The organism is Chryseobacterium hagamense, from assembly GCF_007991455.1.
GTDB lineage: Bacteria > Bacteroidota > Bacteroidia > Flavobacteriales > Weeksellaceae > Chryseobacterium > Chryseobacterium hagamense.
Genome location: NZ_BJYJ01000040.1, coordinates 15,855 through 28,074, shown reverse-complemented (window position 1 = coordinate 28,074; position 12,220 = coordinate 15,855). Strand labels below are relative to the sequence as shown.

The 12,220-nt window shown below is 32.3% G+C and carries 13 protein-coding genes; 1 reads left to right on the top strand and 12 read right to left on the bottom strand.

The genetic code is table 11. The features are described 5' to 3' along the window. Positions 1–53 precede the first annotated feature (53 nt). From CHA01nite_RS18910 to CHA01nite_RS18865, 10 genes are all read right to left on the bottom strand, one after another. Positions 54–872: a GLPGLI family protein gene (locus CHA01nite_RS18910; protein WP_146944287.1), complete on the bottom strand. Its 819-nt coding sequence runs from the start codon at positions 870–872 to the stop codon at positions 54–56. A gap of 67 nt (positions 873–939) precedes the next feature. Further along, the gene (locus CHA01nite_RS18905; protein WP_146944285.1) at positions 940–1,176 is read right to left on the bottom strand and encodes a hypothetical protein; all 237 of its coding nucleotides are present in this window, start codon (positions 1,174–1,176) and stop codon (positions 940–942) included. Between the two features lie 43 nt (positions 1,177–1,219). Continuing rightward, positions 1,220–2,749 carry a thioredoxin domain-containing protein gene (locus tag CHA01nite_RS18900; RefSeq protein WP_146944283.1) on the bottom strand — a complete coding sequence of 510 codons (1,530 nt, stop codon included), beginning with the start codon at positions 2,747–2,749 and terminating at the stop codon, positions 1,220–1,222. Between the two features lie 108 nt (positions 2,750–2,857). Further along, a complete protein-coding gene (gene gwsS, locus CHA01nite_RS18895) occupies positions 2,858–3,925 on the bottom strand; it encodes a grasp-with-spasm system SPASM domain peptide maturase (RefSeq protein ID WP_146944281.1) in 1,068 nt (355 codons plus the stop codon). A gap of 160 nt (positions 3,926–4,085) precedes the next feature. Continuing rightward, positions 4,086–5,012 (bottom strand): ATP-grasp domain-containing protein, encoded by a 927-nt coding sequence (locus tag CHA01nite_RS18890; RefSeq protein WP_146944279.1) that lies wholly within the window; start codon positions 5,010–5,012, stop codon positions 4,086–4,088. Beyond that, on the bottom strand, positions 5,002–5,988 hold the full coding sequence (locus CHA01nite_RS18885) for a hypothetical protein (protein WP_146944277.1): 987 nt from the start codon (positions 5,986–5,988) through the stop codon (positions 5,002–5,004). Before CHA01nite_RS18885 ends, CHA01nite_RS18890 begins: the two co-directional genes overlap by 11 nt. A 92-nt stretch (positions 5,989–6,080) precedes the next feature. Beyond that, positions 6,081–6,296, bottom strand: coding sequence for a hypothetical protein (locus CHA01nite_RS18880; protein ID WP_146944275.1), 216 nt, complete (start codon positions 6,294–6,296; stop codon positions 6,081–6,083). Between the two features lie 17 nt (positions 6,297–6,313). Next, a complete protein-coding gene (locus CHA01nite_RS18875; RefSeq protein WP_146944273.1) occupies positions 6,314–6,520 on the bottom strand; it encodes a hypothetical protein in 207 nt (68 codons plus the stop codon). Positions 6,521–6,857: 337 nt separating this feature from the next. Next, positions 6,858–7,970, bottom strand: a complete 1,113-nt coding sequence (locus CHA01nite_RS18870) for a TlpA disulfide reductase family protein (RefSeq protein WP_228458462.1) — start codon at positions 7,968–7,970, stop codon at positions 6,858–6,860. A gap of 69 nt (positions 7,971–8,039) precedes the next feature. Continuing rightward, the gene (locus tag CHA01nite_RS18865; protein ID WP_228458461.1) at positions 8,040–8,288 is read right to left on the bottom strand and encodes a bacteriocin-like protein; all 249 of its coding nucleotides are present in this window, start codon (positions 8,286–8,288) and stop codon (positions 8,040–8,042) included. 677 nt (positions 8,289–8,965) lie between these two features. Here CHA01nite_RS18865 and CHA01nite_RS18860 point away from each other — a divergent pair. Continuing rightward, entirely contained in the window at positions 8,966–9,277 is a 312-nt protein-coding gene (locus CHA01nite_RS18860; RefSeq protein ID WP_146944269.1) for a helix-turn-helix domain-containing protein, read from the top strand. A gap of 423 nt (positions 9,278–9,700) precedes the next feature. Here CHA01nite_RS18860 and CHA01nite_RS18855 read toward each other — a convergent pair whose 3' ends face one another. Continuing rightward, positions 9,701–10,666, bottom strand: coding sequence for a DUF3810 domain-containing protein (locus tag CHA01nite_RS18855; protein WP_146944268.1), 966 nt, complete (start codon positions 10,664–10,666; stop codon positions 9,701–9,703). An 85-nt stretch (positions 10,667–10,751) separates the two neighbouring features. Beyond that, a complete protein-coding gene (locus CHA01nite_RS18850; protein ID WP_146944266.1) occupies positions 10,752–12,197 on the bottom strand; it encodes an MFS transporter in 1,446 nt (481 codons plus the stop codon). Between the last annotated feature and the right edge of the window lie 23 nt (positions 12,198–12,220).

Genomic DNA, 12,220 nt, shown 5'->3' with positions numbered 1-12,220 from the left:
TTGCTTATTTTTAAGCATTAGATGTAAATTATATAATAGTTATTGTTAATTAATTATTTTAGAGAAACCATCTTATCCAATTCTATTAAATTGCTGTCGTTTTCTTTTAAATTAGTCTGGTGTTTTTTCTGTATTATTTTGGGATTCAACGAAGAAATGTTTTCCTTGTCATCTACTATTGTATAATTCATTCCACTGTTCTTAATTTCATATAATGGGTCGTTATAATAATTTTGTATCATTTTCTGAAAATCTCCCCAAGACATTTCTTTTTCTTTTGACTTATGAAAATATATATTGTTGTCATTCGATTTTTTTAACTGAATTAAATTAAAATTATAATCTAAATGAGAATCTGATATTCTGACTATTAAGCCAGGTAATCCATGAAATATGTAAGGTCCTTCTTGTAAATTTACGGATTCTGAAAACCAAGCAATCCAATGTCTTCCACCATAATCTACTTCTGCTTTTTGACAATTTAAATTTCCTATTTTCTGTTTCTCATTTTTAATTTCCCATTTTAAGGAATCTTCTACCTTTATAGAATAGCGATTGCCCATTAGACCCGAGACTATTATTTTTTTAATTTCATTATTTTTTAAATTTTTTACTGCACATAAATCTGTTATGAAAAGAGCCTTTCTTCCAAAGCCAAATCCTTTTTTATTAATTAAAGAATCAGATTTTCTTTCTAATTCTGATCTGAAAATAGACTGAGATCCATTAATATCAAGATAAAAAATATTTGTTGTTAAATGATCCTTATCTTGATTAATTCTGAATTTCAGTTCATATATACCTGTCATATTTTGACTATATACTAAATTGGTAATTAATATAATTATAGCGACAAATATTTGTTTTTTCATTAAATACAGTTTTGTTGAAAAATAATGTTGATGCAATTATTTCTGCACCAACATTGTCTTTAATAAATTATGCACACTTTGTACAAGCATAATTTACTGTACCGTCAGGAGAAGTATGAATCCATGCTCCACATGTAAGTCCATATTGTTCACAAAATCCATCATTAGGACTACATGAATTTTCACAATTAAAACCGCCACCGCCTCCAGGATAAGGCTTTCCTCCATCAATTTTTTTTATTCTCTTCTTGACATTTTTCTTAAATTTTTCATGATATAAATTATTTTTTTTTCTACTCTTCAAGCTTTTCGGATTCCGCTTTAAATTTGTCCTAATATAGTGAATATTATATATCGAAAACCATTTTTGTATTAATTTCTTCATCCTCGGTTAACTCATCTATAAAATAATAGAGGTCTTCCCGGTCATATTTATCAGGGAACTGGTAGCCATTGATCAGAATGATAGGAGTGAAATTAAGACCTGCAGCTCTGTTTTCTTCCGACATTTCAATAAGTGGTGCCAGGTCTTCGTTATGTGAAACGTTTCCTGTCTTCTGCCTTATTTTATTTTCATCTTTGTTTTCAAACCAATATTCTACCAGATGTAAAAATTCATGTGCCGGTTTATTCTTATAGGTATACATGAAATCTGAGATCAGATTGGTGAACTTTTCGTTCTGTTTGTCAGGGGTATAATTGAACCTCATCTGTACCGAAATGTCATCAGGATACTTTTCCAATAAATTTTCAACGATTTTATGAGCATCTTTGCAGAAACCACAGTATGGATTGGAAACGATCGATAAATGGAGCTTGGCCTCTTTACTTCCGACAAAAAAAGTTTCATTGTCGCTGAAAGTTACTTTTTCGTTTTCTAACAATTCTCTTCTGAACAACTCATAATTTCTTTTGAACCTTAAATTTTTAGCATTTGATTTTTGCAGTGATTCTTTATCGTGAAGGGTATTATTTAAATATAAAACAATAGAAAATACAGCAATCCACAAAACAATGCTTAATAGGGCAGTCCGGATATCGAATACAGTATTTTCAAAAAAGAACAGTCCTATTAAAAGCTGGGTAACCAATACCGAAATAATCAGAAGGCATACCCGGCAGAATGTTTTTTCAACGAATCCCTGGACGTATAAAGAATAACCGATGGCAATAAGTGAAGCGAAGGTAAATCCTTTTATGACCAGTGAGGTCGCCGGCAGGAACAGTCCCAGAGCAGTAATTCCTATAAAGTAAATTAATGAAAAGTCGGAAAATTTTAAACCAAGAATACTTGTTTTGTCGTCGTTGATAATTTTCTGGCAGGAATTTACATTTTGATTGCCTGTAGTTTCTCCGCAGATACTTCCGATAACGGTAGAAGTATTCCCGAATTTCTGATTGAAAATTTCCTGGGAAATATATACTCCTGCCAGTGAAAGTACAGTGAAAACAATTTCATACCATGACAGACTTATCAGGGAGTATATTAAAATAACAGCAAATACAGCATAAATCAAAGATTTGTAGTTTGTGGCCGCTTTATGTTCCACTTTGTCTTTCTCAAAAAGCAAAACGAAATCCGTAGATTTTTTATACAGTTCATTCTTGTCTAAAGTTTTTGCCTTGTCAGAATATATCGAATATTGGCTGCCGCTTTTTTTTACCAGCGAAAATGAATTATCCACAATGGCAATAAATTCTTCAGGAAGCTCATCCCAATATTCTTTATCCAGTTCATAAGCATCATTCCTGACTCCCATAAAATTAAGGGTATCACTGAAGGCTAACGCTGAAGGATAGTTTGGATGTGAGTTGAACTGAAAAAGAAACTCCTGTTTATCAAGTTTTAAGTAGTTAATGAGTTTGTCCAATAGCATATTAATATTTTTCCTCTAAAATAAGGAGATGTTTGAAAAAAACAAACACTTTTTTCATTTTGACGTGATTTATGATGATGATACCTCCTTTGAAAAGGCTATGTGAATTTAATCATAAGGAAATTTCTTTACCAATTCTTCCATTCCGTAATATTTAATGGCTTTTTCTTTTAACGCATTAATACTCCATTCTTGCCATTCTCCGGTATAAGGATTGTACCCGCATTTTAAAGGTTTTGAGATGTCTAATCCTTCTGCATTGGTATGGGTTCTTTCAGTATAAGCTCTACAATCTGTACAAATGTATCGGAATTCACAATCTTTACAGACTTCAACTTCATCTTTGGTAAGATTCCAGTATTTTTTGAAATCAGGGTGGGCTAATGCTTTTTCTAAAGTCGTATCTTTAATGTTGCCAAAGCTTTGTGGCATAGAAGGGCAGTTCCTAATGTTTCCTTCGGAGTCGATGGAGATTTTTTTGTGAAGGCAGGAGTTATGGTGTAAGGATTCAAAAAATAAGTATTTATTTAATGTAAAGTCATTTGAATTTATGAGTCCGCAATTTTTGTAAGAAAAAATTTGAAGGGAGCTAAATACAATATGCTTATCTTCAGATAATATAACTGTATCGTCTGATTTGCAATTGTAAATATGTAAATACACAATTCTATTTATTTCTAATATCTGAGTATAGTTTACATTTTCCTCATAAGGTAGTACTATACCTATATTAGTCAAAAACAATTCATTTTCATTAATAAATTCAATTATGTTTTTTATCCTGCTCTCATTCACATTCTTAAAGAATCGCAATTCAATATTTTCACAATTAAAATCATCTAATTGTAAGAGAATTTCATTCAAATCAAATATACTATCATCTTTGATGTCAATAACTGCATTACTTATCCTAGAAGGCAAAGCAAATTCATCACTTATTTCCGGAAAATACTGAGGAGTTTTTGTGATAAAAACAAATTCTTCTTCGACTAAAAAATCTATATAGTCTCTTAACTCCAATTTTAAATTAGAGTCATATTTTTTATTATTATACTTTAATAAGGTGTTGTATAAATCTTCTGGAATGTTTGTTATACTTCCCCTTTGCATATCGTAAATAAGACAGTTCTTAAAACCTCTTACTAAGCGACAATTTGAAAATATTTTAAGATACATCTATTGAAAACTTATAATTTTTGTAATTGGTTTGTGAAAACTCTGTCGTATGATATTTTTGCTGTGAAGTTTTTTTACGGAAATCTTCTCGCTACTATATTTTTTTTTAATTTGTAATTCTGTTACTGACTTTTTTATATAGATTGAATGATATTCGTTTCTATTCATCTTGAAATTTTATTAATTGTTCTGCTATATATCTATCAACATAATAATTACAATTTTCGGATAACCATTCATATTGACCTTGTGGATTATTTTCTAAAAAATAAAAACCATTTTCGTTGAATATTAAGTCAATGGAACCCATATTAATTTTTTTAAGTTTAAAAAATTTCAAAATTTTGCCTTCTATTCTTTTAGGTAATTTAAATGGAACGCACCGATTAGGTGTCTCATTATTGTAATTTCTAAAGTCTGTTTTTGTTGAGCTATCCTTTTGCGAAAAAATAGCCATTGCAAATATTTTTTTTTCATAAACTAATGCTCTAATTTCAAATTCTTTCTCAACATATTCTTGGAAAATACTTAAAGAAAAATCCTCATTTAGCTCATTAATACTTTGTTTATCTACTATAAGAGTCCCTCTATCAGAGATAGATATATTTTCTAAATCTAATCTAATAGGTTTATTTATTGCTTTCGTAATTACTTTGTGTTTTTCTGCAAAATCAATCAATTCTTTTTTGGAATTTGTTATAAGTGTTTTAGGAATTTTTAGTCCTACAGATTCAGCAATAAAAAGATCGAATAATTTATCATGCTGGTCTTCTTCATTAAAACCTCCCATATAGTTTGATATGCCATCAGATCTGACAATTTTTTCCCATGCCTTGATCAACATGTTGGTTTCTTCCTTAATATAATTATCTAAGACATTAAAACCTGTATATAAATGCGTGCGCAATTTTGCCCTTCTATGTAATATATTTTTAGTCGAATTTCTATCCCCGTTTCCTAAAAGATATGTAAAGGTAGTATATTGTTCAACATTGAATCTTTGAAATGGCTGGTTATAATAAACTAACCATCTTAGTATATTATCGGTAGATTTATCACTTTCTTCAGAAATTATATTAATTACCATGAGATTCTATCATTTCATATTTTGAAACTCTTCTCTCTAGTTCTTTTCGTAAATCGGCTTCTGACATTTTATATCCGTCAGATACAGGATAGCCATTAACAATTATATCAAATGATAATGGTGGTAAGCCGACATCTTCTCGTAATTGATCTACATTCTTAATATCAGCAATTGGATTTTCCATATACATCTGTGGAAACAAACCATATTTTTGTTTTTGATGAAATGTCATGTAATTATCATCTTCGAAAGAAGCGAAAAAACTTTTATGTAATTTTCCGTCTTTTATTTCTTGGTTAATAACGGGTTTAAAAAATTGCCAAAAATTACTTTTCTCGTCATTTAATTCATCCCTATGATGCCATAATAATACCCATGCTCTGTCTTGGTAACCATATTTTTTCGTTAATTCAATTAATTCCTGCGCATTTTTCTCGTCTACTTTATCTAATTCGTTATAAATAAGCTTTTTAGTTACTTTTGTCTCTTCAGCATTATTATCGAGATCGGAAATAATATTTCTAATCATCTGGTCTTTTTCCATTAGCAGATCGGCATCCAAATAGGCTTGCAAATTTTTGCGTTTTGCATAAAAGCCATTAAAATAAGCATCATATTGATTAGGCAATTCTTTAAAAAAAGAATTGTTTTTAAAGCTTTCGAATTTCTTATAGCCCATAATAAATTCTAAAGGTGCTTTATGATCTGTTATTGCCTCAATGATGTACTTTTCAGATAAATCGTTTTCGCCATTATATAATGCACTTGCTGCTGCATCAAGCAGATCATAAGAGTCGTCTGCAGAATGGAAATTAAATGCTTTCTTAAATAAAATGCTGGATTTTTTATAATCTTTTTTATAAAGCTCGAACTTTGCTAAATAAATATAATTTTGGCTTGCCGTAAATTTTTCTTGTGGCGAAATATTCTGTGAAAACAAAAATTGAAAGCAAAATAAAAATAATATATTTTTCATAAAATTATAGAATATAAATTTATTAAGCAGTACACGAGAGTGTACTGCTTTTGAAGCAAGACTTTTTGTTTATAAAAGTCATTTATCTTAGGTTAAGGACATTGTGTAGAAGTACAAGTCTGTAATGATTTCCACTCATCATCATTCATCTTCCCATTATCATCGCTATCCAGGTAAAGATCAGATTTAGTAATTGTACAACCACTACTATTTGTTGTAGTGCCATTTTGTGTATTTAACCATTTTCCACCATAAACTTTATTAAGTTTATTAATCGAAATCTTTTTTTTAGTTAATTTTTTGTTCATTTTTTTTATTTTATTAATTATAAATATGAATAACAGATACTTCCACTCTCGTTGCTATCCCATTTTCCATCATTATCTTTATCATCAAACGCATCGCTCATAATCTGAACTACTTTAGTACCATTTACCACAGTGTTTTGTGATCCATGTGTACTAATCATTTTCCCTCCGTAGATTTTAGAAAGTTTAGTTTTTTCAACTCTCTTTACTTTTAAATTTTTCATTTGTGAAAATTTATTTTATATTGAACAATTATTTTTGTCATATAAACCCTGACATGGGTGTTTTTAATGATCATTTGTTTCATCTATATCTGTACATATATAAATGAATTTTTTTAAAGCGCTTTATCAATATTGAGATTTCAAAACTATGAAAAATTATCTCACATAGAATGGATAAAATTTGCGATTTTTTTGCGATTTTCATGCAAATTCCTGCAAAAAATATCTTAGTGGCGAATGTATTGTTTACTTACCTTTAAGGTATATTGTAAATTAGTTGTCTTATATGGTAAATGAGATACATCAGTCAGGAATACATCAAAATCAATTTCATCAATCATTTATCGGATACTTTTTCGATTTTGATAAAATCCTTTAAATTCTTCTCTGACGATAAGCCGACCGTTGCCTTTATGATCTTAAAATCATTATCAACAAGTACCGTATAGGGAATAGCTCCGTTCAGCCGGAAGCGCATCTGAATCTTTTCGTAATCCGGATCTTTTTCGGCGATTATATATTGCTTCCATGTCATCTGTTCTTCATTCAGAGCTTTCTTCCATGCTTTTCTATCTTCATCGATTGAAATTGAAATAAATTCCAGATCTGGATTTTTGTTTTTGTAAATGGTTTTTAGAAGAGGAATTTCCTGCCGGCACGGACCGCACCAGCTGGCCCAGAAGACAATTAAGTGTTTTTTATATTTAGAATCCATGATTTCAGATTTTTTACCGGTACTATTTTCCAGTAAAGGCATGGCTATTTCTTTTTCGGTAAATCTTTTCTTATTATAGGCGGATAATTTTTTGAAAGATTCACTCTCCGTAATCTCTCCTTTGAACAGCTTCAAAAATTCGTCGACCTGTTGTGGTGAAAAGCTGTTTTTGTTGTCATCTATATTATATAACAAATGATAAGAATAAGGATATTGCCTAATCTTATTTTTTATTAGGAGAATACTTGGTGCACTAAAATTATTGAATAAATCACAATCGATGTTGTATAAAGCTTTAGTCTGCATTCCTGCAGAGATCTTCGGATTTTTCACGAGTTTGTATTGGGGGCTTAAAATTAAATTCTTCGGTGTAAATTCCTCCAGTTCACCATTAATTGCAATAATAGAATCGGAAAAAAAATACTGTGAGTTGCAACCTGATCCTTTATATTTGGCATTCGTCGGAAATGAAAAAGATCTTTTTATTCCCTGTTGATCGATATGCTCAATTCCCAAATATTGTGGCTCTGCAGTTTTTCGTTGGTATCTCATTTCAAATTTTCCTTTGTGAGTTTCAACACTATCGATGCGATCATTATATTTATCTTTATACAAATAGAGTTTGCCATCTGGTAGGTTAGGAATATTGCCCGATATAACAGTTTTGTATTTATTATTACTACAAGATAAAATAAAGAAAGCAATAATTAATGATAAAAATATTTTATAATTCATAATGTTTATTTAAAGAAGTTTGCCACATAAGGCAAACTTCATATTTTAATTAGAAAGTGAAAATTTTACTTAACATCTTGATTGGCCGCCATTAGAAGTAACATTTACCTGTCCTAAACCTGTGTCGCAATAACTTGTTTTAACTGGTACAGATACATCACCCACCTGATGCCACTCTACAGTAGTTACGCATTCTCCATCTCTTCTAACCCATTCTCCATTATTACCTTGTATAAAGTGAGCACATGCTCTTCTTCCACCAAAAACCTCTTTCAAGTCTTGTCTCGAAAGTTTTCTAAAATTTTTCATCTGTTTCATTTTTTAAATTAATAATTTGCTTTTGCCATACGATCCCTGGCATGGGCTTCACTGATCAGCGGTTCAAAATATATCTGTACATATATACTTTGAGTTGTTTAAAGCGCTTTATCAATATTGAGATTTTAAAATTATAAAAATTCAGTTCACTCCTGTTAGAGAAAATTTGCGATTTTTTTGCGATTTTATGCAAATTCCTGCAAAAAATATCTTAGTGACGGATGTATTGTCGTTTATTTACAAGATATATTGTAGGACTTGTAGATTGGAAACTTTATTAAACATGAAAGTAATATTCAACACATTGTAATAGTTTATTGTTTGTGATGACCATAGAAATGATCAGAATATTCATTGGTGATTATAATAGCATTTAGATAAAATATTTCATAAACCTAAAAGACTGTTATCTATTGAGTCAGTCCTTATTTTAAAGTTGAATTAATATCACTTTACATTGGTTGATAGCGGTAACAATTCAGAAGTGTTTATGATTTTTATCTTAAAATATATCTGTACATATATAATCCGAAATCCTAAGGCGATTTTTCAATCCTGATACCTTTAAACAAAGGAAAAATATTTCACTATAATTAGATGAAAATTACGGTTTTTTTGTAGTTGTTATTATAAATTTTGCATTTAGTTTTTATACATTTGTAGGAAAGCACAAACAAATGGTACACAAAAGACTAAAATTTCTTCGTAAGCAGAAAGGCTTAAAACAGGAGGACCTGGCAAAAATATTATCAACCGATGTCTCCAGCTATTCCCGTAAGGAGAATGGAAAATCAAAGATTTATGACGGTGAATGGGAAAAACTTGCCAGGGCATTGGATGTATCTGTTGATGATATTAAAAAATCAGAAGACCCGGTGATTATTCATCTTTCCAATTCTATAATAGAAAATTTACAGGATTACATTACCTTTTTGAAATATGAGAACGAAGATCTGAGAACGGAATTGGAAAAATTAAAGAATAAATGATACGGATATTCAGGCACTGCTGTATTGGTTTAAACCCGAAGAGACAGGAAAAGCAGAATGATTATACGTAATTTTAAAAGTTCAACCGATATATAGCCTAATCATATATTATTAAATAATTTTAAACTGATCAATGCTTAATGAGCGCTTGATCAGCTCCATATTCTGCAAATGTTTCCCAAGCTAATCATTTTGCTGTCAGGAGTTTATCTACCTTTTTAAATTGTAATTCAGTTAATCGGCTTAACAAAAAGTTCAAAAATTCTTAAAGTTTTCATAAAGTTTTAAAAAAGACTTTAATTTTTTTTTTTATTCTAAAATATATTGTACTTTTACAAAGCCTTGAATGAGGGAACAAGTCAAGGTAATAAATTTTTTTTCATCATTTGTGTTTTTAGAATCGTATCGCCTGATACGATTCTTTTATTTTTCAGAACTTTCATAATTCAGTAAAAGATCGATAAAATAGGAATAAGTAATAGATCCTTCCTGCTGATTGCTCTTCAGAAAAAGATTATTGGTAAATCCGAAAAAATCATCCAGCCATCCCTGATGTTTTAATACAAAAGCTTTTTCATAGACCCTGTCTCTCTTCATGGGCAGAGAGTAATTTTTCAGCATCGATTTTACAAATTCAGGATCTTCTTCTACGATAAAATTCAGAAGGCTTTTTAAAGTGAAATACTCCGTGCTGTAACGCAGTTCCGGGTTTTTAGAATCAATCCCGATCAGATAACCGACAAAATTGGCTTCCTGCTCCCGTGCGAATCCCAGCTGGTGTGAACTTTCATGGGCAGAAGTAAAGGGAATATAGGTATGAGGCAGTTGCGAGTTGTATTGTGCTTCGGCAGTAAACGGATTGTAATATCCCAGAATACCCGTAAAATTCATTACCTCTTTAAAGAGGCTGGGTTTAAAGGAATTGATCCCAGGTGCTTTTTTACCGGAAATGTTTTCCGGAAGACGGGCTTGTTTATTAAGAATTTCTTTTTGTAAAGCTTTTAGATCCGTAATAATAAAAATCCCGTTATGGTCTTCCTTCACCAGGCTTCTGGTTCTTTTGCACTTTTCCAGATAGTTCAGGGCCAGGATTTTTGCTTTTTCAGTGGTGGGCTCTTTTTGGGTAGGAAGCTTTTTGATGATCGGGACCTGGAAATAGAGCATGCCCCAAAATACCTGGTACAGAAAATAAAAAATATTAATTCCGACTAAAAGAGAAAGCAGGGAAGAATGCCTTTTCCGTTTTTTAAATAAAGCTGCCCCATGATAAAGCAGAAAAATCCCTGTAAGAATATAAACCAGATCTCCAAAGGAAAACGGAATCCACGAAAAAATTAATTGATGGACTTTCTTTTGAAATTCAAAAAAGCGCTCAAAGAAAGAAATCATTAAGGTTGATTTCGAAAATCCGTAGAACAAAAGAAATTGGGCAAGTAATATACCTGCCCAACATCGTTTCTTATGTATTGTTTTATTAGTGACCACTGCCTTTTGTGATTTTATCAAGATCAATTCCCTGAGATCTCAGGATTCCGCTTACTCTTATGGCATAGAAAGCAAGATAAGCAAAACAAACTACTCCTACAATATAGCTGAAGTGGATATTGGTAAGATCGGCAATATATCCCTGAAGCAGACTGACGATCCCGCCACCCATGATCATCATGATCAGCAGGCCTGATCCTTGATTGGTATGTCTTCCAAGTCCGTTGATGGCCAATGCAAAAATACAAGGCCAAAGAGTAGAGCAGAACAGGCCGACACTGGTAAAAGCATATACGGAAACCATGCCGTCAGTAAACATCCCTGTTAGTAAAGAAGCAATGCCTGCTGCTGAGAAAATAAGAAGCATCCTTGCCGGATTCCCTTTGCTTAAAATATCACAGATAATCATGGCAATAATAATCAATCCGTAAACATAGAAGTGGGAAAGATCATGCTTGGCAATCGCATTTACCAGTAAGAAAACGCCGAAAGCCAGATAAGGGGCCAGGAATCTCAATATTTTTTTGGATCCGGCACTGACGTCGAAAGCCTCAACGGCACCCGTCCAACGGCCGATCATCAGGGAAGCCCAATATAAAGAAATATAAGGCGCTACATCTTTGGTTGCAAAACCCAGGTTTTTTTCCATATAAGCCGGAAGGTTACTGGCCGTAGAAACTTCTACGCCTACATAAACGAATATGGCAATCATTCCCATCATCAGCTGAGGATACGCCAGAGCCGATTTCCGGTGTTCTCCTTTTACCACATCATCCGTATTTTCCGTTATGGTAGGTGTAACAGCCGGAAGGGAAGAAAATTTAAGCATGATGGCAACCAGCACAAAAGCTACCCCTAAAATCAGGTAAGGAACCTTTACACTCTCAATACTTACATCATTGGTTGCCGCGGCCGTAGATCCGAAGATGGCAAATGATACGATCAGCGGGCCGATGGTGGTTCCCAGGTTATTGATTCCTCCGGCCATCGTCAGTCGTTGGGATCCCGTTTCGGAAGGTCCTACCTCAATGGCTAAAGGATTGGCCACGATCTGCTGAAGCGAAAAACCAAGTCCTACGATGAAAAGTCCTGAAATCATCAACAAAAAAGAATGGAGGTTAGCCGCAGGATAGAACAGTAAAGTTCCAGCTGCCGAAATCAGAAGGCCGGCGATCAATCCGTTTTTATATCCGATTTTATTAACGAGATCCTGCTTCAATCCGGCAGAAATCAGCATATAAATTAAAGACCCCACCGTGTACGCCACATAAAAGCAGATCTGCACAAGCATACTTTCGGTTTGGGATAAATTAAAAGCTTTCTGAAAAACGGGGATCAGGATGTCGTTGCTTGCAGCGATAAATCCCCAGAAGAAAAACACCGTCACCAGCGGAACGAATTGTCCCCAGTTGGTTTGTTTGGAATAATTTGACATATTTGTTGAAAATTTCTGAAAAC